Source organism: Apibacter sp. HY039, from assembly GCF_004023655.1.
Lineage (GTDB): Bacteria > Bacteroidota > Bacteroidia > Flavobacteriales > Weeksellaceae > Apibacter > Apibacter raozihei.
This window is the reverse complement of the sequence record NZ_SAYM01000002.1, coordinates 500,744-525,782: the sequence shown is the minus strand read 5'-3', so window position 1 is coordinate 525,782 and position 25,039 is coordinate 500,744. Positions and strand designations below refer to the sequence as shown.

Here is a 25,039-nt window from a genome sequence, read left to right as displayed (position 1 = left end):
TTGATTGTTTATTATTAATTAATTTATGCATTTTTCTTTTCAGGAAAGGCTAAAGATGCTATTACAGATAGAATCAGTACACCAGCAACAATTCCCAGAGAGACTAAAGAAGGTATATGTATAATAGGAGCCATCAGCATTTTTATTCCTATAAAACTCAAAATGATAGCAAGGCCATATTTAAGTTTACTGAACATATACATAAAATTTGCAAGTAAAAAATACAGGGAACGCAGTCCAAGTATAGCAAATATATTAGAGGTGTATAAGATAAACGGATCATTGGGAGCAATAGCAAAAATAGCAGGAATAGAATCGACAGCAAATATTAAATCTGTAAATTCTATAATGACTAAAGCTGTAAAAAGAGGGGTAGCCATACGTATTCCATTTTTAATAGTAAAAAACTTACCACCGTCCATTTCCTTAGAAACTTTAAAAAATCTTCGTACAAACTTAGCTCCGAAACTTTCATTTAAATCTTTCTTTTCTGCTTCCTCCTCCTCATCTTTAGCAGTCCATGAATGAATACCAGCATAGATAAGGAAAACTCCAAATAGGGTTAATATAACGTTAGGTCTGAAAAAGCGAAGTCCTTCAAAATCCGCATGTTCAGCACTTTTACTATCTAAAACAAAATGAAGATTTCCGATTGAAAAAGGAGGTACATAGGTACGATTAATCATTTCTACTCCAAGGAAAATGAATATAGCTCTAAACAAGAGAGCACCCAGAATACCCCAGAATAAAATTTTATGCTGATATTGTTTAGGTATTTTGAAAAAGCCGAATACCATGATAAACACAAAAAGATTGTCTACAGATAAAGCTTTTTCAATCCAATAGGCAGATTGAAATTGTGAAAATTTTTCCAACGCAAATTTATGTCCATCTGCCTCTTTAAAGACATAATAAACTACACCGCTGAAAATCATTGCCAACGAAATCCATACAATAGACCAAATTGCAGCTTCTTTATTAGTAATAGTATGTGATTTTTTGTTTAGGACTCCCAAATCCAAGAGTAGCATAATAATAATTGAAACCGCGAAAATTGTAATTAATCCCGGGTGATTCAGCATGTTGTCCTGCATGTTTTTTTAGTTTTCTTAGGGTTCAAAGGTACTTATTTTGTATAGAAGCACAAAATAAAAAAATCTACAGTTTTTATACAAGACAGTAGCAGTAAATTAAGGAAAATGTGATAATTATAATGTTTTTACATTCAATAACAATTTGTAATTTTACCAAAAAAAGTGAGAATATCAGATTTACATACTATTGAGTTAGATGGGATAGATAAAATAATTCTGAACGCTTTAATGGTAAATTCAAAAATTCCGGTTTCTAAAATAGCTAAAGAAGTAGGAGTATCATCAACCGCTATTCATCAACGAATTAAAAAGCTTGAAACAGCTGGTATAATTAATGACCCGATAACACCCTTGAACTATAAAATTTTAGGATATAAAACAACTGCTTATGTAGGTGTGTTCTTAGAAAAATCGGCAAATTATAAAGATGCTGTAAGTGATATGAAAAAAATACCTGAAATTATTGAAGCGCATTTTACTACAGGTAACTACGCTATTTTCATTAAAATTTTATGTAAAGACAATGATCATCTTATGAGAGTACTTAGAAATGGAATTCAGGGTATCAAAGGCATAGAGAGAACAGAGACCATTATTTCTTTAGAGCAAAGCATTTCTCGCCAAATTAAACCATAATATAAAAATTATCAATTGTATAACCATGGACATAAAAAGTTATTTAGATTCAACATACTTGAAACTACCTGCTCAGAGCGGTTTAACAAGTGAACAAACCTGGGAGGAAGTAAAAAAAATTACGGAAGAAGCTATTAGCAATCATTTTTTTCTGGTTATGATCAGACCTGAATATGTGCAACGTGTAAAAAAATTAATACTTAATTCTAATTCAAAGGTACAAGTTGGAACTGTTATAGGTTTTCATGAAGGGACTTATTTGCTTGAATCAAAATTAAAAGAAGCCAAACAAGCGATAAAAGATGGAGCTGATGAGCTGGATTATGTAATTAATTATACAGCATTTAAAAATGGAGATTTAGATTTGGTTAAAGAGGAATTTGTACAGGGAACTTCATTAGGCTTGAAAGAAGCAAAAATAGTTAAATGGATTATAGAAATAGCCGCTTTGTCAGATGAACAAATACAGTCAATATGTAGTTTAATGTCACAATGGGCACAGGAAAATTTTGATTCATCCCAATGGAATAATATATTTATAAAATCGTCAACAGGTTTCTATCAAACGGAAGATGGTAAACCCAATGGAGCTACATTTCCGGCAATAGAAATAATGCTAAAATATTCACAACCTTTACCGGTAAAAGCTGCAGGAGGTGTCAGAACTTATGATGAGGCTGTAAAGATGATAAAAATGGGAGTAAAACGAATAGGTACTTCTTCTGCTAAGGCATTATCGCAAAATGAAGGTAGTTCAAATTCATACTAATATTTTTCAATGAAAAATTTATTGAACCTTGCGGTCAAAGCTGCAATTGAATCTTCTAAAGAGGTGTTAAAACTATATGCAGATGGCTTTTCCGTTACCCTAAAAGAAGATAATTCACCGGTAACAACAGCTGATCTGAAAGCACAAGAAATTATATTTAAATATTTATCAGAAACAAATATTCCTATTCTTAGTGAAGAGGGAGAAAAAGAAATTCATACTCAATTAAGCAAATGGAGCCAGTATTGGTGTGTTGATCCTATTGACGGAACTAAAGAATTTGTTAACAAAACAGATGAATATTGTATATCAATAGGTCTAATAACTCCGGATACTTCCATGTTAGGTGTTTTAGCAGCCCCTTCTTTAGGTTCTTTTTATTTTGCCGCAGATGGAGTAGGGAGTTACAAATGGAAAGGTAGATATGAAGATTTAAATTTATTACTTGAAAAAGATTTGATTATTGATGAATTATTAAACAATTCTGTTTGTTTAAAGCCCTCTCCTTATTTGAAGCAAAATCCATATATTTTTTTGACAAGTCGATCACATTTTAGTAACGTTGATGAGGAATATTACCAAGAGTTAAAAAATCAATTTGCTGATACAAAGATGATACAAATGGGAAGTGCTGTGAAAATTGCATGGGTAGCAGAAGGTAAGGCTCAGGAATATGCACGGTTAAGTCCTGTAAATTTCTGGGATATAGCTGGCGGTCATGCCATAGCTAAATATGCAGGTTTAGAAATAGTTGATTATAATTCCAAAGATTCAGTAAATTATAAAAATACTGAAAATTTAAAAATTTCGGGTTATATACTTAAAAATAAATAATGTCTTAACATCAATTCTAATTATATGAAAAAAATATTTTGTTTGTTATTAGGAATATTCTTTTTGATGTATGCATGCAAAAAAGAATATTCAGCTATAGACGGATCTTCTCAACAAACATTTAATCAAAGTTTAGAATCCATATCTTCAAAACTCACTATACTACAGCAAGATAAGATTCAAGAAGCGGTTAAACTTATTTATAAATTTAAAACATCGCGAGAACTGGATGAAAAGAAACGTTGGGATGAATTATATAACTTACTGAATGGTAAGAAAGCAGATCAGATCTTCGATTTGGCAGAAGAATTAGCTAAAGAAAATAAAATTGCATGGTCAAGCACATCAATGAATACTTTAGATAGTTCTGTCTTTGAAGACGATATTAAACCTTTATCTGAGGAAGAGAAGAAGTTAAAACAAATTGAGACAGCAACCCGAATAAATTTGCGATTTTCTTCCGTTAGTAACGAGTCCGATACAAATGATGGTTTTATTTTGTATCCTGAATTACTTGATGATTCAGGACAGACTGTAGTCTATTCCAACTTGCCGTTAGATTTTTCCATATCTTTTATAAATAATGGGACTGTAGTGTATGTAACTAAACGTACGGTTAATTCATCCATTGTAGGAGATCCTTCACAGAAAAAAGGGTTGAAAATACCTTTTTCAATGTTTGATAAGGAGAAACTATCCAATGCAAGTGTGGATGTTGAAATTAAGACTAATGCTGGAGAAAAATATTTATATGGAAGGTTGATAAATATTCCAATTGATTTATCTAAAACTAAAGAAGCAAGCACTTCAATTGAAGATGAATTAAATACTCAGGTGAGTTTAGATAATGTGAAAAGTTTTATTCAATATATTGGGAATAAAGATTTTTCAAAAGCGTATGCTTTAACTAAAAATCCTAAATGGGATTCAGAAGAAAAATTTGCTTCGACGTCTAATGGGTTTGGAACGATTGAACAGACTAATTTACTGACTGCTGAAATGATCAAATCATCTAAAGAACAGGTTATTATTTTTGCTCTGTATCAGATCAAAGATAATCATGGAAAAGTAAAATCTTTAAAGCAAAATTTTACATTAAAAAAAGTTGAAAATAATTGGTTGATTACCGATACTGAAACAAAAGAAATTAAGGAAGATTCCTGGAAATAAATTTGAAAAAGTTAAACAAACATATTAAATGAAAGACTTACTTAAAGAAATTGATAATCATATTGCAAGAGTTCAGGATTTCCCTAAACAGGGAATAGGATATAAAGATATATCTCCTTTATTTTTAAATCCGGAATTATGTACTCAGGTAATTCAATTGTTTGCTGATTACAGCCGGGGAAAAGTGGATGCTGTATGTGGAATTGAAAGCCGGGGATTTTTATTCGGAATACAAATAGCCAGAGAATTAAATGTTCCTTTTATATTAGTTAGAAAAGCGGGGAAGTTACCGCCGCCTGTAGTATCTCAGGAATATGAATTGGAATATGGAAAGGCTAAAATTGAGATAAAAGAAGGCTACATCAAATCCGGACAAAGGATCTTAGTTCATGATGATGTATTGGCCACAGGAGGAACAGCTCAGGCTTGTGCTGAATTAATTGAAAAATGCGGGGGAACAGTTTCACAGTTTAGTTTTTTAATTGCTTTGTCATTTTTGAATGGAAAAGAAGAACTACTAAAATATACAAATGATATCCAAGTTATATTAGACTATTAACTTTAGTTCGATTATGATTATAAAATAAAAAACCTGTTGCAATTGCAACAGGTTTTTTATTTATGAAATTAATTTCTAAGAGAATTAATTTTTATCCCAAATAAGTTTGACTGTTTTCATATCGTTACCTCCCATTTGTTTAATTGCTTCATTGTAATTAACCGTATTTTGGGTTGCTAAATGAGTTGGATAAGGTATCCTTGTTGGCAAATCTGTCATACCTGACACCAAAGATGTAAAGGTATATACAGTTCCAGTAGGATATGTTGGATTCGCTGGTAAAGTATATGTTTTATTGGGTAGTAGTAAGGTTTTAGGATAGCCTGTTCTTCTATATTCAGCCCAAGCTTCATGAGGCTGCATATATAAAGCTATATATTTTTGAGTTAAAACGTTTTCTTGAGATACTGCTGGTAAGGCACTTACGTACGTAGTGATATCCGCTGATGATACTCCCCATTTTTCCAATGATGCTTGTACTCCTGCTTTATAATAAGAATCACTCCATCCAGTAAGTTCAGAAAGAATAAATTGAACTTCTGCATACTCCATTAAAACTTCTCCTCTGCTAATATTTAAAATATCGTAGCTAGGAAAGGAAATGGTAGATGCAGTATATACTTCTGTTGCCATTGCACTATTTACACCATAAGGCATTCCCTCATAATCGTCAACGTTTGTTGAACTTGTATATGAATTATTTTTAACATCTGTAATAGATGCAGATTTAGGAGAAACAAATTTTTGTAATCTAGGATCTGGTCCAAAGTTACCTAATTTTCCTTTTAATAAATCTACAAAAGTATTAGCTACATTAAAGTCAGTACGATTATTTACAAAATACGCATACCACATAGGGTTGGCATCTTGACTTGATGTACCATAACTAAGAATAGCGTTATCATCATTAGAAGTAAATACTCCTTCACTAAGCGCATTATTTATTTCTGTTTGTGCATCTGGAAGAACCTCCTTAAGTCTATTGGCTATCCTTAAACGAAGTGAGTTCGCAAATTTTTTCCATTTCAAGGCATTTCCTTTATAAATGTTATCTCCTGTCGATACAGTTTTAGATACATCTAATTGTAAAGAAGCTTCTTTAAGCTCTTTCAATATATCTGTATAAATAATTTCTTGAGTTGCGAATTTGGGAGTTTTATACAAAGCTACTTGAAGAGCTTGAAAATCAGAATTGTCGCGTCCTCCGTAAGACCAGTAAGGTACATTCCCGTAAGTATCTGTTAATTGCATAAATATGTAGCTAAGCATAATTCTAGCTGCTGCAATTTGATTTTGGGGAGCACCATACAAAGAGTTAGCTTCTGGATCTGCTTCAACCAATAATATTGATTGTTTTATATTATTAGCTGCCATGTAGTATGATTTCCACAAATTGGAATTAGAACCTTCTCTATATTGATAGCGATCTTCTTCTGTATAATTGTTTTGAGCCCAATATTGAACCCAAGGCAGAACCATACGCCCAGAGCCCCATTCATCACGTGTATTATCAACGAAATATCGGGTTCCGAAACTAAATGTTGTGTAGCCCGGTACTTTTTCAGGCTGATTTGGATTTTTATTAATATTTTCAAAATCATTATCGCACGATATCGTACATGATAGCATTACGATAGATGTAATATATGTAATTATTTTTTTCATGATAGATAAAGTTTAAATTAAAATTTAACTTGAACATTAAATCCAAAAGATCTGGTTGTAGGTAAAGAACCTCCTTCAATACCGGATGCATTTCCACTACCGTAATTAGCTACCTCAGGATCTATTGAGTTCCATGCTAATCCCCAAGCAAATAAGTTTCTACCGAATGCAGAAAAAGTTATTGAATTAATTGCTTCTCCTAAATATTTACCAGGCAATGTATATGATAACGATACTTCTCTAAGTTTTACAAAATCTGCATCAAAAACATTTTGAGCATCTGGACCGCTATAAAATTGTTGACCATAACTCCTTGCGCTTATATTTATATCATTAACTGAACCATCTTCTTTTACACCATCTAAAACTATACCGTTTTCGCGGATACCGTTGGCAGCAGTTTCAGGTAATATTCCTGAATACATTCCAAATAAATGGGTAGTTGAAAAATATTTTCCTCCTTTCTGCCAATCAACCTGTACACCTAAACTCCAGTTTTTATATGAAAAACTATTTCTAAATGTCATAGTAAAATCAGGCAAAATAGAGCCTAAAGCTACTGGTGAAGATGTTTTTTTATAAACTCCATTTGAATTCACCACTCTTTTTCCATTTAAATAAACATAGTCAGTTCCATAAATCTGTCCATAACGATATCCTGGTAAAGCTGCAACAGCGACGTTAAATGGAGCTGAAGCTATTGTTAATGAAGTTAAGCCCTGTGCTAGTGATTTAATTTCATTATCTGATTTAGAGAAATTATAGTTAAAATCCCATCTAAAATCTTTAGTTCTAATAGGGTTGATGTTTAAAGAAACCTCAACTCCTTGATTAAGTAATTTACCTGAATTCATACTGGCCCATGGAACTCCAGCAGAACCATCCAGAGGTACGGTTGTAATTAAGTCTTTAGTTATTGTTTTATAATACGAAATATCTCCGCTAATTCTATTTTTTAATAATTGAAATTCCAATCCAAACTCAAGAGATTCTAATTTTTCAGGTTTTAGATTTGGATTTTTTGCAACTCTTGAAACCCAGTACCATGGATTTCCTAAAAAGTTAGTCCCATAATTTGGAAATGCTGATTCAGAGTTCAAGTAAGTATCCGATAATTGATAAGCATCAGTATCATTTCTAACTTCTGAGTATCCAGCACGTACTTTTAAGAAATCAAGCCAAGTAGTTTTTATATATCTTGTTAACACAAAACTTGAGGAAACTGAAGGATAAAAAAACGAGTTGTTTGCAGAAGATAGGGATGATGACCAGTCATTTCTTCCAGTCGTTTCTAAGAAAACGAAATTATCATAACCTAAACTTAATGAATAAAATAAGCTATTTACTCTTTTCTTTCTTTTAGAATTTAGAATAGCAGGGGTTTCCACAGAGTTAGATAAATTATATAAATCAGCAACTATCAAACCTCCACGAGTTTGTCCTTCTACGTATCTAGCTCTGAAATCTCTTCTATTTGCTCCTGCAAAAGAATTAATTGAGAAATTTCCTAAATTTTTATCAAAATGAATAGTTGCTTCGTAATTTAATTCTGTATATTTTCTTTCAGAAGTTATATATTTTGATGTTGACTGCGAGTACATAGCAGTTCTGTTTTCAGTATTCGTAGAATAAGTATCTAACATTACTTTACCATTGACATAAATATCACTAGTTAAATCATAAGTTAAGCCAGCAGTTCCGTAAAGTCGATCTCTTTTATCTTGATTTGTATTTTTATACGCTGTCCAATATGGATTATCAGAATATGCAGGTGTTGCATCATTCCATGAGGTTCTGTTCCAAGGTCGTTGGACTCCGTTCGCTAATTGGTATTTTTGTAAATCTTTGTAATCTAATGAAGTTTGACCAAATTGAAACATTTTCTGCATAATACTATTATCTCCGTAGCCAACTTCAGGTCTGTTGAACCCTTTAGTAACAGTATAAGCAGCAGAAGCGTCCAGCTTTAATCTATCATTTAATTTAGTGTTTAAATTCATAGATAAAGCATTTTTATTTAACTCTGAGTTTGGAGTAATACCAGTGGATTTAGTATTATTATAACCAACTCTTACATTTGTATTTTCGATACTTCTACTGATAGATATACCGTTATTATAGGTTATACCGGTTTTAAAGTAATCTTTATAATCGTTTTTAGGGTATGTCCAAGGTTTTGCTACTAAATAATCTTCAGAAAATTCAGGGTCAAAAGCATTCCAATTTAAAACATATTTGTTAGGATCATATTTAGGTCCCCATGATTCATCTGTCTTGTAATCAACTAACAAATAGTCTGTACCGTTAATGTTTTGTGTTTTAAACTGGCTACTACTTCCTCCTCCATATAGTTTTTGATGTCTAGGCATTTTATAAACTTTATCTATAATAATACCAGAATTTAATGTTATGTCGGTTTTTCCTCTTTTAGCTTTTTTTGTCGTAATCATGATGGCTCCGTTCATAGCTCTTGAACCATATAATGCAGCCGCCGTTGCACCTTTTAAAACTGACATAGATTCTATATCATCTGGATTTATATCACCAAACGAATCTCCATAATCTATACCTCCAGCTCCTCTTTGTGTAGCTGAACTGTTAATATTTTCATCAATTAGGGGTATACCATCAATAACAATTAGAGGTTTATTTGATTGAGACAAAGATCTCATACCTCTTAAACGAATCTGAGTAGAGCCACCTAATGTTCCACTATTATTAACAATCTGCAACCCTGCAACTTTTCCGGAAAGCGAGTTAATAGGATTTGACTCTCTTGTCTTGGAGATGTCATCACCACTTACAGCTTGTATCGCATATCCAAGTGACTTTTTATCCCTTGTGATGTTAAGAGCGGTTACTACGACTCCTTCAAGTTCTGTTTCACCTTTAGATGTAGTAGGATTTGCAGATGTTACTGCAGTTGCATGTAACTTTACATCATAAAAATTTTGATTGCCTACAACAAAGCTTGATTTTTCATCATTAAATGAAGCAATTTCAATAGTTTGTCCTGGTTCGGCTTCAATTGAAAACTGACCTGTCTCATCGGTATAGACAGATTGTGTGGTACCTTGTATGGTAACAGACACATCACTTTGTGGTGTACCATCAACACCCAGTACTTTTCCTGTAATCGTTTTCATCTGAGCCCATACAATAGAGCTTAGAAAAACAAACGAAAATCCTAAGAAAATTCGGTTTATTCTCATATTTAATACATTAATTTATAATTCAAATATAATTATATTTTTTTATAAATTAATATTTTTTGCAAAATAAATGCTTAATATATAACGTTATATAAGGTTTTGTTGCAGATTTGTAGATGAATTTAATATAATAAAGTTTATTGAGAATATTATTAAAAGAAAAAGCCGGAGAATATCTCCGGCTTTTATATCAATTAACTAATTTACTAGTTATCAAATAATTTACGCTTGTCCTTTAGGACCAAAATTTAAATGAAAAGTTTCATCCTTAACATTTCCGAATTGCTCTTCAAATTTTTGAATATTATCAGTTAAGGCTGACAATAATCTTTTAGCATGCTCCGGTGTTAATATTATTCTTGATTTAACCTTAGCTTTAGGCACCCCCGGCATAATTTGAATAAAATCCAATACAAATTCAGTAGGAGAATGGTTTATTAAAGCTAAATTAGAAAAAACTCCTGATGCTACTTCGTCCGTAAGTTCAATATTTAGATCCTGTTGATTTGGGTCTTGATTTTCCATTGAGTTATTAATTAAATTTTTTCGGTTACTAATTCTTCAAATTCTTTGTTAGAACCTACAACAACATTTTGGTATTCTGCCAAACCTGTACCTGCAGGAATTCTGTGTCCAACGATAACATTCTCTTTTAATCCGTTCAGATAATCAATTTTTCCTGCAACAGCGGCTTCGTTAAGAACTTTGGTGGTTTCCTGGAAGGAAGCTGCAGAGATAAATGATTTAGTCTGAAGTGAAGCTCTGGTAATACCTTGCAATACAGGACTAGCTGTAGCTGGTAAAGCTTCTCTTGCTTCAACTAATTTCTTATCTTCTCGTTTCAGTCTGGAGTTCTCGTCACGCAAGTCTCTGGATGAAATAATCTGACCCGCTTTTAAATTCTCACTATCGCCGGCATCCTCAATAACTTTCATTCCAAAAATTCTATCATTTTCTTCTATAAAGTCTATCTTATGCTCAAGGTTGTTTTCCAAGAATTTAGTATCCCCTGCATCAACTATTTCAACTTTAGTCATCATTTGACGAACAATGATTTCAAAATGCTTGTCATCAATTTTTACACCCTGTAAACGGTAAACTTCCTGAATTTCATTTACTAGATACTCCTGTACAGCAGTTGGGCCTTTAATATTTAAAATATCTGTAGGAGTAATAGCTCCATCTGATAAGGCATCACCAGCATGTACAAAGTCATTTTCCTGAACCAGAATCTGATTGGATAATTTAACTAAGTAACGTTTAATTTCGCCGTTTTTAGATTCGATAACTATTTCACGGTTACCTCTTTTTATTTTACCATAGCTAACTACTCCGTCAATTTCTGAAACTACAGCAGGGTTAGATGGATTTCTTGCTTCAAATAATTCAGTTACCCTAGGTAAACCTCCTGTAATATCCCCTGCTTTAGCAGACCTTCTAGGTATTTTAACTAAGATTCTTCCTGCCTTTATCTTTTCTCCGTCATTAACGATTAAGTGAGCTCCTACTGGTAGGTTGATAGCTTTAAGCTCATTTCCTTTACTATCCAGAATTTTAAGAGTAGGAATTAATTTTTTATTTCTGGATTCAGAAATAACTTTTTCTTCAAACCCTGTTTGCTCATCAATCTCCAACTGATAAGTTGAACCCTGTTCAATTTGTTCGTATTCAATTTTACCAGCTGTCTCAGAAAGGATAATAGCATTGTAGGGATCCCATTTACAGATGATATCACCTTTTTTCACTTCCTGACCAGATTCAACAAGTAAGGTAGAACCATAAGGAATATTGTTAATCATTAAAATATTACCTTCCGCATTAAGAAGTTTGAATTCTGTAGAACGGGAAACCACTACAGTAGCTTTGTTTCCGTTCTCATCTTCACTTTCTACAGTTCTGATTTCATCAAATTCAACTTTTCCATCTCTCTTGGCAATAATACTGTTAACCTCGGCAACGTTACCTGCAGTACCTCCCACGTGGAAGGTTCTCAAGGTTAACTGGGTACCTGGCTCACCAATGGATTGAGCAGCTATAACTCCAACAGCCTCTCCTTTATTTATTAATTTATTAGTAGAAAGGTTTATTCCGTAACATTTTGCACAAATACCTTTCTTAGATTCACAGGTCAGCGGAGAGCGTACTTCAACTGCTTCAACTCCGGAATTTTCAAGTAATTTAGCCAGCTCAGAAGTAATCATTTGATCAGCTTCTACAAGCAATTCATCTGTATCCGGATGGTATATATCGTGTAATGAAACCCTACCTAAAATTCTTTCGGATAGAGGTTCAACAATTTCATCATTCTTTCTTAAAGGAGTAATTTCAATTCCTCTTAAAGTACCACAATCTTTTTCATTAATAATAACATCTTGTGCTACGTCTACCAGACGACGAGTTAAATACCCTGCATCGGCAGTTTTTAAAGCGGTATCCGCCAAACCTTTACGCGCACCGTGAGTAGAAATAAAGTATTCTAAGATAGAAAGTCCTTCACGGAAATTAGAAATAATTGGATTTTCAATAATTTCCCCACCGGATGAACCAGCTTTTTGTGGCTTAGCCATCAATCCCCTCATACCGGCAAGCTGACGAATCTGCTCTTTAGAACCCCGTGCTCCGGAATCAAGCATCATGTATACAGAGTTAAACCCTCCTTTATCAGTTTTCATTCTCTGCATAATTAAATCTGTAAGACGGGCATTGGTATTAGTCCAAACATCAATTACCTGATTATAACGCTCATTATTGGTAATTAATCCCATGTTATAGTTAGCACGGATACCATCAACCTGCTCATTTGCATCCTGAATCATGATCTTTTTCTCATCCGGAGTTTTAATATCTCCTAAGCTAAAAGATAATCCTCCTCGGAATGCGGTAGCATATCCCAGATTTTTCATATCATCCAGGAACTTAGCAGTTGTAGGGAAATTAGTTCTTTGAAGAATATTCCCTATAATATTTCTAAGTGATTTTTTTGTTAAAACTTCATTGATGTAACCAACTTGTTCTGGTACAATTTTATTGAATAAAACTCTACCTACTGTTGTTTCAATCATTTTTTCAACCAGTTCCTCACCTTCAAGAACTTTAGCTTTAACTTTAATGATAGCATTTAAGTCAGCTGCTTTCTCATTGTAAGCAATATCTACTTCTTCTGAAGAGTAAAATATGGAACCGTGTCCTTTAACATTAATTTCTTCAGTAGGAACTAAAGGTTTAGTCATATAATAAAGACCTAAAACCATGTCCTGAGAAGGTACCTGGATAGGAGAACCATTAGCCGGGTTTAAAATATTTTGAGAAGCAAGCATCAATAGCTGAGCTTCTAAGATAGCTTCAGGTCCTAAAGGTAAGTGAACAGCCATCTGGTCACCATCAAAGTCAGCATTAAATGCAGTACACACTAAAGGGTGAAGACGAATAGCTTTACCTTCTATCATTCGAGGTTGAAAGGCTTGTATTCCTAAACGGTGAAGGGTAGGGGCCCGGTTAAGTAAAACAGGGTGACCTTTCATCACGTTTTCTAGAATGTCATATACAACCGGTTCTTTTCTTTCAATAATTCGTTTTGCTGACTTAACGGTTTTTACAATACCTCTTTCAATCAGTTTACGAATAATGAACGGTTTATAAAGTTCAGCAGCCATATCTTTAGGTAATCCACATTCATGAAGCTGAAGGAATGGACCTACAACAATTACAGAACGGGCAGAATAATCTACACGTTTACCTAATAGATTCTGACGGAAACGACCTTGTTTTCCTTTTAATGAATCGGATAACGATTTTAATGGTCTGTTCGATTCAGATTTAACAGCCGATGATTTTCTTGTATTATCAAATAATGAATCAACAGCTTCCTGTAGCATCCTCTTTTCGTTACGAAGAATAACTTCGGGAGCTTTGATTTCAATTAATCTTTTAAGACGGTTATTTCTAATAATAACCCTTCGGTATAAATCATTTAAGTCGGAGGTAGCAAATCTTCCTCCATCTAATGGAACTAAAGGTCTTAAATCGGGAGGAATAACTGGAATTACCCGCATGATCATCCATTCCGGACGATTAATTCTCCCGTTAGTATTAGCATCTCTGAAAGATTCTACTACATGTAGTCTTTTTAAAGCTTCAGTTCTTCTTTGTTTAGATGACTCTGTATTGGCTTTGTGTCTTAGGTTATAAGACAATGCATCTAAATCAATTCTTTTCAATAATTCTTCCAGACATTCAGCTCCCATTTTGGCAACAAATTTGTTAGGATCAGAATCGTCCAAGTATTGATTTTCAATAGGAAGAGTTTCCAGTATATCTAAATATTCTTCTTCAGTTAAGAACTCATTCTGTTCAAGTTCTTCTCCGTTTAATTTTTTAGCAATACCCGCCTGAATAACTACAAATCTTTCATTGTAGATAATCATGTCTAATTTTTTTGAAGGTATACCTAGTAAATAACCAATTTTGTTAGGTAAAGAACGGAAATACCAAATATGAGCAACAGGAACAACCAGATTTATATGTCCAATACGTTCACGTCTTACTTTTTTCTCAGTAACTTCAACACCACATCGGTCACAAACAATACCTTTATAACGGATTCTTTTATATTTACCGCAAGCACATTCGTAATCCTTTACAGGTCCGAATATTCTTTCACAGAAAAGACCATCACGCTCAGGTTTATGTGTACGGTAATTGATAGTTTCAGGTTTTAAAACTTCACCTCTGGATTGTTGTAAAATACTTTCCGGAGAAGCTAACCCTATAGTTATTTTATTAAATCTGCTAGTTTTTTGTTTAACTGCCATTCTTTTAATATCAATTAGATTGAAAAAATTTTAAATTTTATAGATTAGAAGAATAAACTTATTCTTCTAATCTTACGTCTAATCCTAGACCTTGCAATTCATGAAGGAATACATTGAATGATTCCGGAATTCCAGGTTCTGGCATAGGCTCACCTTTAACGATAGACTCGTAAGTTTTAGCCCTTCCGACCACGTCATCAGATTTAACAGTGATGATTTCTCGTAATATATTGGATGCACCAAATGCTTCAAGTGCCCAAACCTCCATCTCTCCAAATCTCTGACCCCCGAATTGAGCTTTACCTCCTAACGGCTGTTGAGTAATTAAAGAGTAAGGTCCAATTGAACGTGCGTGCATTTTATCGTCAACCATGTGGCCTAATTTTAACATATAGATAACACCTACCGTTGCTTTTTGCTCAAAACGTTCTCCTGTGCCGCCATCGTAAAGATAGGTAGTTCCCCATTGAGGTACGCCTGCTTCTCTGGTTAGGTCATCTATTTGTTCAGAAGTAGCTCCGTCAAATATAGGAGTAGCAAATTTTTTGCCTAATTTCATACCACACCATCCTAAGATTGTTTCATATATCTGCCCGATGTTCATACGGGAAGGTACCCCTAATGGATTTAATACAATATCAACAGGTGTTCCATCTTCAAGGAAAGGCATGTCTTCATCACGAACAATTTTAGCAACAATACCTTTATTTCCGTGTCTACCTGCCATTTTATCACCCACATTAAGCTTACGTTTTTTAGCAATGTAAACTTTTGCTAGTTTAACGATACCTGTTGGTAATTCATCTCCTACAGAAATGGTATGCCTTTCACGATTTAGTGCTCCTAATAAATCGTTATGTTTAATTTTATAATTATGTAAAAGTTCCTTGATGGAATTATTTTTACTTTCATCAATAGTCCAGCTACCACCTGTTAAGTTAAAATAGTCATCGATACTGGATAATAATTTTTGGGTGAACTTAACACCTTTAGGAATTACTTCTTCATTTAAATCATTGTATATCCCTTGCGAGGTTTTTCCATTAAGTAATACGTACAATTTATCTAAGAGCTGATTTTTAAGATCATTAAATTTAATCTTAAAGTCAGATTCCAATTGTTCGATTTTTAACTTTTCATCCCCTCTTTTTCTTTTATCTTTAATATTACGTGTAAATAATTTTTTATTTATTACTACACCTTTTAGAGATGGTTCAGCTTTTAATGACGCATCTTTTACATCACCAGCTTTATCACCAAATATTGCCCGTAAAAGTTTTTCTTCCGGAGTAGGATCAGATTCTCCTTTAGGAGTAATTTTTCCTACGAGAATATCTCCAGGTTTTACTTCAGCACCAATACGGATCATACCGTTTTCATCAAGATCTTTAGTAGCTTCTTCACTTACATTAGGAATATCGGAAGTTAACTCTTCCATACCTAATTTAGTATCTCTTACCTCTAAAGTATATTCATCAACATGAATTGAAGTAAACCAGTCTTCACTAACAGCTCTTTGGTTAATTACAATTGCATCCTCAAAGTTATATCCTTTCCAAGGCATGAAAGCAACCAATAAGTTTCGTCCAAGCGCTAATTCTCCGTCTTCGGTAGCATAACCTTCAGTTAAAACCTGTCCTTTACTAACTCTGTCTCCCGCTTTTACAATTGGTTTTAGCGTTATTGAGGTGCTTTGGTTCGTTTTTCTGAATTTAGTTAATTTATAAGTTTTACTTGCAGTATCAAAGCTTACAAGTTCTTCTTCTTCTGTTCTGTCGTATTTAATAGTAATTTTATCAGCGTCGACATATTCAACTACACCTTCTCCTTCAGCATTGATTAAGATTCTTGAATCTTTAGCTACCTGGAATTCAAGACCAGTACCTACTATAGGAGCCTGAGGTTTTAATAATGGAACAGCCTGACGCATCATGTTAGATCCCATTAATGCACGGTTTGCATCATCGTGCTCTAAGAATGGAATTAGAGATGCGGAAATACCTGTAATCTGGTTAGGAGCAACATCAATAAGATCTACCTTATTAGGCTCTATAACCGGATAATCAGCTTCTTCTCTAGCAACAATTCTTTCATCAAGAATATTACCTTCATCATCTATGTTAATATTTGCCTGAGCAATGATTTTATCTTCTTCTTCTTCAGCAGTAAAATACTGAGGTTCTGAATTTAAATCTACTTTACCATCAACAACCTTTCTATATGGAGTTTCCATAAATCCTAAATCATTGATTCTGGCATAGCAACCTAAAGATGAAATCAAACCGATGTTTGGTCCTTCCGGAGTTTCAATGGGACAAATTCTTCCGTAGTGAGTGTAGTGAACGTCACGAACTTCGAAACCTGCTCTTTCTCTGGATAAACCACCAGGTCCTAATGCAGACATACGTCTTTTATGAGTAACTTCTGATAATGGATTGGTTTGATCCATAAATTGAGAAAGCTGATTAGTTCCAAAAAATGAATTAATTACAGAAGTTAATGTCTTAGCATTAATCAGATCAATAGGGGTGAAAACTTCATTATCCCGAACATTCATTCTTTCTTTAATGGTACGTGCCATACGAGCTAACCCTACTCCGAATTGTCCGGCTAATTGTTCACCTACAGTTTTTACACGACGGTTGGATAAGTGATCGATGTCATCTACTTCGGCTTTTGAATTAATTAATTCGATTAGATATTTTACTATTTCAATAATATCATCTTTAGTTAACACCTGAACATCTTCAGAAATGTTTAAACCTAGTTTTTTATTAATTCTGTATCGACCCACTTCACCTAAAGAGTAACGAGCATCTGAGAAAAATAATTTGTCAATTATACCTCTTGCAGTTTCTTCATCAGGTGGTTCAGCATTTCTAAGCTGTCGGTAAATGTATTCTACTGCTTCTTTTTCAGAGTTAGTAGAATCTTTCTGTAATGTATTGTGAATAATAGAGAATTCTCCACTATTTTCTTTATGTACTAATATAGTTTTAATTCCGGAATCAACGATTAGATCAATGTGTTCTTTTTCTAAAACAGTTTCACGATCTAAAATGATTTCGTTTCTTTCTATTGAAACAACTTCTCCGGTATCTTCATCAACAAAATCTTCAAACCATGTATTTAATACTCTGGCAGCTAAAGTACGACCTAACATTTTTTTCAGGTTGGATTTGTTTACTTTAACTTCTTCTGCAAGATCGAAAATTTCTAATATATCTTTATCACTTTGATAACCGATTGCTCTAAGCAAAGTGGTCATCGGAAGTTTTTTCTTTCTGTCTATATAAGCATACATCACACCGTTAATGTCGGTAGCAAATTCCATCCAGGAACCTTTAAAAGGAATAATTCTGGAGGAGTATAATTTTGCCCCGTTGGCATGATAAGATTGTCCAAAAAATACACCGGGCGAACGATGTAATTGGGATACCACAACCCTTTCTGCTCCATTGATGATAAACGAACCGCTGGGAGTCATATAAGGAATTGGTCCTAAATATACATCCTGAACCACTGTTTCGAAATCTTCGTGTTCGGGGTCAGTACAATATAGTTTAAGACGTGCTTTGAGTGGTACGCTATAAGTTAGACCTCTTTCAATACATTCCTGGATGGAATATTTGGGAGGATCTACAAAATAATCTAAAAATTCTAAAACGAACTGATTTCTTGTATCCGAAATGGGAAAATTTTCAGTAAACGTTTTAAAAAGTCCTTCGTTTTTTCTTTGGTCGGGACGGGTTTCCAATTGAAAGAAATCTTGGAATGATTTTACCTGAATGTCTAGAAAATCAGGAAATTCAATTTGTCCTTTAGAATGTGAGAAACTAAATCTCTTAGGGTTTTGAGTTTTTGACGCCAATGATTTACTCATATAATAAATTAAAATCTTTTTAAAACACAAATAGGCTTAGACCTTACCAATGCTATATTGGAGGCCTAAACCTTTATTTTTAGGTAGGTTGAATTATTTTAACTCAACTTCAGCACCAGCTTCTTCAAGCTGTTTTTTAAGACCTTCTGCTTCGTCTTTAGATACTCCTTCTTTGATTGGTGTAGGAGCTCCGTCAACAGCATCTTTAGCTTCTTTTAATCCTTTTCCTGTTAAATCTTTTACTAATTTAACTACAGCTAATTTGTTAGCACCAGCTGCTTTAAGAATTACATCAAATTCTGTTTTTTCTTCAGCAGCAGCACCTTCACCAGCAGCAGGACCAGCAGCAACTGCAACTGCAGCAGCAGCAGGCTCAATTCCGTATTCTTCTTTTAATATGTCAGCTAGTTCACTAACTTCTTTTACTGTAAGGTTAACTAAAGTTTCAGCTAATTGTTTTAAATCTGCCATTTTAATTTTTTTTAATTTTTGTTTAACAACTGTTATTTATTATGAGTGCGTGTTTTTATTCCGCTTTTTCAGATAATGTTTTTACTAAACCTGCAATGGTATTTCCTCCTGATTTAAGAGCTGAAACAACATTTTTGATAGGAGATTGAAGCAATCCGATGATATCTCCAACAAGCTCTTCTTTTGATTTAAGATTTGCTAAAGCATCTAATTGAGCATCCCCAACAAATACAGCCGAGTCTACCCAAGCTGCTTTTAGTAAAGGTTTTTCTGATTTTTTTCTAAATGTTTGAATAAGTCTTGCAGGAGCATTTCCTTTTTCTGAAATGAAAATAGTAGAATTTCCTTTCAAGCTGTCGAATAGACCGGAAAAATCTTTATCTTCGATATTTTCCATTGCTTTTTTCAATAAAGTGTTTTTAACCACTTTCATTGAAATTTCTCCTTTAAAACAGGCTCTTCTTAAGTCAGAAGTTTGTTGTGCGTTTAATCCGTCAGTGTCAGCTATATATAATACATTAGTATCTTTTAATAACTCTTGTATTTCTTCTATTACCTGTGATTTTTCTTGCTTTGTCATAATTACTCCAAGTTTAATTAGTTAACACCTTTTGGATCTATAGCAATACCTGGGCTCATAGTAGAGGAAAGGTAAATACTTTTCACATAAACTCCTTTAGCTGCCTGAGGTTTTAATTTGATTAAAGTGGAAATGATTTCCTGTGCATTCTCCTGAATTTGTTTAGCATCAAAAGATACTTTTCCTATTCCGGCATGAACAATACCATATTTATCTACTTTAAAGTCAATTTTACCTGCTTTTACTTCAGCCACTGCTTTTCCTATTTCCATAGTTACAGTTCCTGTTTTAGGATTAGGCATTAAACCTCTTGGTCCTAAAACTCTTCCTAATGGTCCTAATTTACCCATTACCTGAGGTTGAGTGATGATAACGTCAACATCTGTCCAACCGTCTTTAATTTTTTGAAGATAGTCATCCAAACCTACGAAATCAGCACCAGCATCTTTAGCTTCCTGTTCTTTGTCAGGAGTAACTAATGCAAGAACTTTTGTTTCTTTTCCGGTTCCGTGAGGTAAAGATACAACTCCTCTAACCATTTGATTTGCTTTACGAGGATCTACTCCTAAACGTACAGCAATGTCAACTGATGCATCAAATTTTGTATAATTAACTTCTTTTACTAAACTAGAAGCTTCTTCTAGTGAGTAAAGTTTAGTTTTATCTACTTTAGCAACAACTGCTTTCTGTTTCTTTGTCAATACTGCCATAATTCGTAAGATTAATTGTTAAACGGATTTTGTCCGGTTACTCTAATACCCATGGATCTTGCAGTTCCTGCAACCATACTTACAGCTGATTCTATTGTAAAACAGTTTAAATCTACCATTTTATCTTCAGCAATAGTTTGTACCTGTTCCCAGGTAACTGATGCTACTTTATCTCTATTAGGCTCCCCTGAACCTTTTTTAGCTTTAGACGCTGCTAAAAGCTGAACGGTAACTGGAGGAGTCTTAACTACAAAGTCGAAAGATTTGTCTTCGTATACAGTAATTATAGCAGGTAATACCTGTCCTTGCTTCTCTTGGGTACGTGCATTAAATTGTTTGCAGAACTCCATGATGTTAACACCTGCAGCACCTAATGCAGGTCCAACCGGTGGAGAAGGATTTGCTTGTCCTCCTTTCACTTGGAGCTTTACCATTTTAAAAATTTTCTTTGCCATTTTAATTTTTAGTTAAAAATGATTTAATTTATATCTGTGGAAGCAGCCTATATTTTTTCTACTTGTGAAAAACTCAGTTCTATTGGTGTTTTTCTTCCAAAAATCAACACCATAACATCCAATTTCCGTTTTTCTTCATTAATTTTTTCAATAGTACCATTGAATCCATTGAAGGGGCCGTCAATCACTTTAACAGTCTCTCCAAATTCAAAAGGAATGGTTACAGTATCTTCAGATTCGGATAATTCATCCATTTTACCGAACATTCTGCTTACCTCACTTTTTCTCATAGGGAGAGGATCTCCTCCTTTAGTAGCACTAAGGAAACTAATAACTCCTGGAATATTTTTAATAGTATGCGGAAGTTCTCCGATAAGATTAGCTTCTACCATCACATATCCCGGATAGTAAACTTTCTCTTTTCGGATTTTTTTTCCATTTCTGATTTGTACTACTTTTTCCATAGGAACCACCACTTGTCCAAGATTGTTTTTAAGGTGTTCAGATCTTAATACTTCGTTTTCGATGTACATCTTCACCTTAGATTCTTGACCACTGATAGTCTTGAGTACATACCATTTCATTTCATTCATCGCTTCCTGGAATTTTCTTACGATTTTAATCCTATTAAAATTGAATAAATATTTTGAAGAGCTTTAGCCAGAACCCAATCTACTCCAAATAAGAAGACAGAAAGTAAAATGGTAGCTATAGCGACAACTGTTGTCGAAGATTGCAGATCTAACCATTTTGGCCATTCTACATGATCTTTAAATTCTTCTATCGAACCTTTAAGATAGTTAATTAGTCCGTTCATTTATTTTTTCTTTAGCGCGGGCAGAAAGATTCGAACTCTCGACCTTTGGTTTTGGAGACCACTGCTCTACCAGCTGAGCTATGCCCGCTTTTTTAAAGAAAGATCTTTTAAAGATCTTTCTTTAAGATATTTTTATTAATCGATGATTTCAGTAACCTGACCTGCACCAACAGTTCTACCACCTTCACGAATAGCAAAACGTAAACCTGTATTAAGTGCGATTGGCTGATGTAATTCAACTGTAATAGTTAAGTTATCACCTGGCATTACCATTTCAGTTCCTTCTGGCAAAGTAATTGTACCAGTTACATCTGTTGTTCTTACATAGAACTGTGGACGGTAATTGTTATGGAATGGAGTGTGACGACCACCTTCTTCTTTAGTTAAGATATAAACCTCAGCTTTGAATTTTTTATGTGGAGTTATTGAACCTGGTTTAGCGATAACCATACCACGACGGATGTCAGCTTTTTCAATACCTCTTAATAATAAACCTACATTATCTCCAGCTTCTCCTCTGTCTAATATTTTTCTGAACATTTCAACCCCAGTTACAGTAGATGTTAATTTTTCATCTCCCATACCTACGATATCAACACCTTCTCCAGAGTTGATAACACCAGCTTCAATACGACCTGTAGCTACTGTACCACGTCCTGTAATAGAGAATACGTCTTCAATTGGCATTAAGAATGGTTTATCTTGATCACGAACTGGAAGATCGATCCAAGTATCAACAGCATCCATTAGTTGATCAACAGTTTCAACCCATTTTGGTTCTCCGTTAAGAGCTCCTAGTGCTGAACCTTGGATAACAGGAGTATTGTCTCCGTCATATTCGTAAGAAGATAATAAATCTCTTACTTCGATTTCTACTAATTCTAATAATTCAGGGTCATCAACCATATCCACTTTATTCATGAACACAACGATCTTAGGAACGTTTACCTGACGACATAATAAGATGTGTTCTCTGGTTTGTGGCATAGGACCGTCAGTAGCAGCAACAACTAAAATCGCTCCATCCATTTGAGCAGCACCTGTAACCATGTTTTTTACATAGTCGGCGTGACCTGGACAGTCTACGTGAGCATAGTGACGATTTTCTGTTTGATATTCTACGTGTGCGGTGTTGATTGTAATCCCTCTTTCTTTTTCTTCAGGAGCAGCATCAATTTGAGAAAAGTCTCTTTTTTCTGCTAACCCTTTTTCTGCTAATACTTTAGTGATAGCAGCTGTTAAAGTTGTTTTTCCGTGGTCTACGTGACCGATAGTACCTATATTAAGGTGTGGCTTGGTACGCTGAAAAGTTTCTTTTGCCATGATAAATATGTTTGTTTAATTTCCAAAAATGAGTGCAAATATACTCAATTATTTCTAAATAACAATAGCTTATAAAAAAAATATTGTTTTATAAGTTTATATTGTTTAATTAAAAAAATAAAAATGATTGAGTATGTTTTTAGATAAGAGCCAATGACGGGAATTGAACCCGTGACCTCGTCCTTACCAAGGAAGCGCTCTACCCCTGAGCTACATCGGCTAATAAAATTGAGCGGAAGACGAGGGTCGAACTCGCGACATTCAGCTTGGAAGGCTGACGCTCTACCAACTGAGCTACTTCCGCTTAATTTAAATTACCTTTGTAATTCAAAATCAAAATTAAAATATTTTGCTAGAATTACAAAATTTTTTGATTTTTAGTGGGGAGAGGAGGATTCGAACCTCCGAAGGTAAAAACCAACAGATTTACAGTCTGTCCTCGTTGGCCGCTTGAGTATCTCCCCTTCGAAAACGAGCCGGTAGAGGGATTCGAACCCACGACCCCGAGATTACAAATCACGTGCTCTGGCCAACTGAGCTATACCGGCTAATCAAAATTTTTTATTTCAAAGAAACAATCCGTTAATCGTAAGTGTTGTTCTTTGTTTAACGGATTGCAAAGGTAGGGAAAATTTCTTTATCTCCAAATTTTATTTAAAAAATTTTTCATTTTTTTTAGGATACTTTTTCTTTCTTTTTGATTATCATCTTTTTAAGTGCTTCGCAAGATAAGTCAATACTTTCTTCAAATGAAGCGGAAGTTTTTTTAACTACTAAATCATCACCAGGAACCTCTAAAATTATATCTACGGTTTTGTTTTCTTTATCTGTAGAATTTTCCAGTTTCATATATACATTTGCTCTTACTATTTTATCATAAAATAAATCAAGTTTAGATAATTTTTTGTCTAAAAATTCTAATAAAGATTCTTGTGCATTAAAATTTACTGCTTGTGCTTTAATTTTCATTTTTTTTGTTTTTAAGTCCCAAAGGATGGGAGTGGTTAAACACTTGTTTTAAATCATCTATATTGCTATGGGTGTAAATTTGCGTAGCAGCCAGGCTACTGTGACCCAGTATTTCTTTTATTGAATTCAATTCTGCTCCATTGTTTAATAAATGGCTGGCAAATGTATGTCGTAACATATGCGGGCTTTTTTTATTCTTACTTGTCGCACTACTAAGATACTTATTTATCAGGTTATAAACAAACTTTTCTTGTAATCTTTTACCTGATTTGTCTGTAAAAAAGTATTGAGAAACAGTTAAGATTTCATTCTCCCTGAGTAACATATATGTTTTAATTTTTTCAATTAATTCATTCGTAATAGGTACGAGTCGCTCTTTGTTTCTTTTTCCAATAATAGATATATTCTTATCAGGTATGTTTATTTTAGAAACTTCCAGATTAATTAATTCTATTCGCCTGATTCCTGTAAGATAAAAAAAATCAAAAATGAGTAAATTTCTAGACCGTTCAAAGTCGGTTAATTTTTCATTATTTTCATCTGTTATATTATGATGTAAAAATTTTATTTCTTCTTCAGTATAAGGTAGAAGTACCTTTTTTTTTATTTTTAAATTTTTGAGATTCGTTACAGGGCTTATGGATATTTTTTCAACTTTTAACAAAAACTTATAATAACTGCGAAGAGTAGATATTTTCCTGTTTATAGTTTTTTCTGATAAGTTTTTTTTGGATAGACTGATAATGAAGTTTCTAAGTTGTTTTTTATCTGCATTAGTAATGTCTGATAAACCTTCGCTTTCGAGTAAAAAATATTTTAAATCGTCAAGATCTCTCTTGTAACTCAAAATAGTTAAAGAAGAATATAATTTTTCAAATTCCAGATATTGCAGAAATTTATCAATCATGTCAAACGACTTTTTTCAAATGTAATTAAATTCAAAAAACAAGCCAATTTAATTTAAGGAAGTAGGTAAGGGGAAGGTAATTCGAGAACCGAAAACTTAAATACATAAAAAAGCAAATAATTCAAAAGAATTATTTGCCTATATTTTTATAGCCTAATGGCCATAGTATCATTG

Annotated in this window: 20 protein-coding genes and 5 tRNA genes; 5 read left to right on the top strand and 20 right to left on the bottom strand. The window is 33.6% G+C overall.

Annotated features, from left to right (window positions below):
• Nucleotides 1-23 precede the first annotated feature (23 nt).
• Nucleotides 24-1,094, bottom strand: coding sequence for a hypothetical protein (locus EQ921_RS06400; RefSeq protein ID WP_128331016.1), 1,071 nt, complete (start codon nt 1,092-1,094; stop codon nt 24-26).
• A gap of 162 nt (nt 1,095-1,256) precedes the next feature.
• Between EQ921_RS06400 and EQ921_RS06395 the strand changes: the two genes are divergently transcribed.
• Genes EQ921_RS06395 through EQ921_RS06375 form a run of 5 tightly spaced genes read left to right on the top strand, consistent with a single transcriptional unit; the run spans nt 1,257 to nt 5,062 of the window.
• Nucleotides 1,257-1,730, top strand: coding sequence for an Lrp/AsnC ligand binding domain-containing protein (locus tag EQ921_RS06395; protein WP_128148736.1), 474 nt, complete (start codon nt 1,257-1,259; stop codon nt 1,728-1,730).
• 25 nt (nt 1,731-1,755) lie between these two features.
• The gene (deoC, locus tag EQ921_RS06390; RefSeq protein ID WP_128331015.1) at nt 1,756-2,499 is read left to right on the top strand and encodes a deoxyribose-phosphate aldolase; all 744 of its coding nucleotides are present in this window, start codon (nt 1,756-1,758) and stop codon (nt 2,497-2,499) included.
• 9 nt (nt 2,500-2,508) lie between these two features.
• Nucleotides 2,509-3,333, top strand: a complete 825-nt coding sequence (locus EQ921_RS06385; protein WP_128331014.1) for a 3'(2'),5'-bisphosphate nucleotidase CysQ — start codon at nt 2,509-2,511, stop codon at nt 3,331-3,333.
• Between the two features lie 24 nt (nt 3,334-3,357).
• The gene (locus EQ921_RS06380) at nt 3,358-4,503 is read left to right on the top strand and encodes a hypothetical protein (RefSeq protein WP_128331013.1); all 1,146 of its coding nucleotides are present in this window, start codon (nt 3,358-3,360) and stop codon (nt 4,501-4,503) included.
• Nucleotides 4,504-4,531: 28 nt separating this feature from the next.
• Nucleotides 4,532-5,062 (top strand): adenine phosphoribosyltransferase, encoded by a 531-nt coding sequence (locus EQ921_RS06375; protein ID WP_128148728.1) that lies wholly within the window; start codon nt 4,532-4,534, stop codon nt 5,060-5,062.
• Between the two features lie 84 nt (nt 5,063-5,146).
• Here EQ921_RS06375 and EQ921_RS06370 read toward each other — a convergent pair whose 3' ends face one another.
• From EQ921_RS06370 to EQ921_RS06280, 19 genes are all read right to left on the bottom strand, one after another.
• On the bottom strand, nt 5,147-6,727 hold the full coding sequence (locus tag EQ921_RS06370) for a SusD/RagB family nutrient-binding outer membrane lipoprotein (RefSeq protein WP_128148726.1): 1,581 nt from the start codon (nt 6,725-6,727) through the stop codon (nt 5,147-5,149).
• Between the two features lie 17 nt (nt 6,728-6,744).
• Entirely contained in the window at nt 6,745-9,939 is a 3,195-nt protein-coding gene (locus EQ921_RS06365; RefSeq protein ID WP_128331012.1) for a SusC/RagA family TonB-linked outer membrane protein, read from the bottom strand.
• Between the two features lie 222 nt (nt 9,940-10,161).
• Nucleotides 10,162-10,464: a DUF3467 domain-containing protein gene (locus tag EQ921_RS06360; RefSeq protein WP_128148722.1), complete on the bottom strand. Its 303-nt coding sequence runs from the start codon at nt 10,462-10,464 to the stop codon at nt 10,162-10,164.
• 11 nt (nt 10,465-10,475) lie between these two features.
• Nucleotides 10,476-14,750 (bottom strand): DNA-directed RNA polymerase subunit beta', encoded by a 4,275-nt coding sequence (gene rpoC / locus EQ921_RS06355; RefSeq protein ID WP_128148720.1) that lies wholly within the window; start codon nt 14,748-14,750, stop codon nt 10,476-10,478.
• A 58-nt stretch (nt 14,751-14,808) separates the two neighbouring features.
• Nucleotides 14,809-18,633, bottom strand: coding sequence for a DNA-directed RNA polymerase subunit beta (rpoB, locus tag EQ921_RS06350; protein ID WP_128148718.1), 3,825 nt, complete (start codon nt 18,631-18,633; stop codon nt 14,809-14,811).
• 93 nt (nt 18,634-18,726) lie between these two features.
• Nucleotides 18,727-19,104, bottom strand: coding sequence for a 50S ribosomal protein L7/L12 (rplL, locus tag EQ921_RS06345; RefSeq protein ID WP_128148716.1), 378 nt, complete (start codon nt 19,102-19,104; stop codon nt 18,727-18,729).
• A 55-nt stretch (nt 19,105-19,159) separates the two neighbouring features.
• Nucleotides 19,160-19,684, bottom strand: a complete 525-nt coding sequence (rplJ, locus tag EQ921_RS06340; RefSeq protein WP_128148714.1) for a 50S ribosomal protein L10 — start codon at nt 19,682-19,684, stop codon at nt 19,160-19,162.
• Between the two features lie 17 nt (nt 19,685-19,701).
• Nucleotides 19,702-20,394, bottom strand: coding sequence for a 50S ribosomal protein L1 (gene rplA / locus EQ921_RS06335; RefSeq protein WP_128148712.1), 693 nt, complete (start codon nt 20,392-20,394; stop codon nt 19,702-19,704).
• A gap of 11 nt (nt 20,395-20,405) precedes the next feature.
• Entirely contained in the window at nt 20,406-20,849 is a 444-nt protein-coding gene (rplK, locus tag EQ921_RS06330) for a 50S ribosomal protein L11 (RefSeq protein WP_128148710.1), read from the bottom strand.
• A gap of 47 nt (nt 20,850-20,896) precedes the next feature.
• Nucleotides 20,897-21,442, bottom strand: a complete 546-nt coding sequence (gene nusG / locus EQ921_RS06325; RefSeq protein WP_128148708.1) for a transcription termination/antitermination protein NusG — start codon at nt 21,440-21,442, stop codon at nt 20,897-20,899.
• A 17-nt stretch (nt 21,443-21,459) separates the two neighbouring features.
• Nucleotides 21,460-21,666, bottom strand: coding sequence for a preprotein translocase subunit SecE (secE, locus tag EQ921_RS06320; RefSeq protein WP_128148706.1), 207 nt, complete (start codon nt 21,664-21,666; stop codon nt 21,460-21,462).
• Between the two features lie 15 nt (nt 21,667-21,681).
• Nucleotides 21,682-21,754, bottom strand: a tRNA-Trp gene (locus EQ921_RS06315).
• A 47-nt stretch (nt 21,755-21,801) separates the two neighbouring features.
• Nucleotides 21,802-22,989 (bottom strand): elongation factor Tu, encoded by a 1,188-nt coding sequence (tuf, locus tag EQ921_RS06310; RefSeq protein WP_128148704.1) that lies wholly within the window; start codon nt 22,987-22,989, stop codon nt 21,802-21,804.
• Between the two features lie 148 nt (nt 22,990-23,137).
• Nucleotides 23,138-23,209: transfer RNA gene (locus EQ921_RS06305), tRNA-Thr, on the bottom strand.
• A gap of 11 nt (nt 23,210-23,220) precedes the next feature.
• A tRNA-Gly gene (locus tag EQ921_RS06300) sits at nt 23,221-23,293 on the bottom strand.
• Between the two features lie 77 nt (nt 23,294-23,370).
• Nucleotides 23,371-23,453, bottom strand: a tRNA-Tyr gene (locus tag EQ921_RS06295).
• Between the two features lie 10 nt (nt 23,454-23,463).
• A tRNA-Thr gene (locus tag EQ921_RS06290) sits at nt 23,464-23,537 on the bottom strand.
• Nucleotides 23,538-23,664: 127 nt separating this feature from the next.
• A complete protein-coding gene (gene hpf, locus EQ921_RS06285) occupies nt 23,665-23,958 on the bottom strand; it encodes a ribosome hibernation-promoting factor, HPF/YfiA family (protein WP_128148702.1) in 294 nt (97 codons plus the stop codon).
• Nucleotides 23,948-24,865 carry a tyrosine-type recombinase/integrase gene (locus EQ921_RS06280; protein ID WP_128148700.1) on the bottom strand — a complete coding sequence of 306 codons (918 nt, stop codon included), beginning with the start codon at nt 24,863-24,865 and terminating at the stop codon, nt 23,948-23,950. Before EQ921_RS06280 ends, hpf begins: the two co-directional genes overlap by 11 nt.
• Nucleotides 24,866-25,039 lie beyond the last annotated feature (174 nt).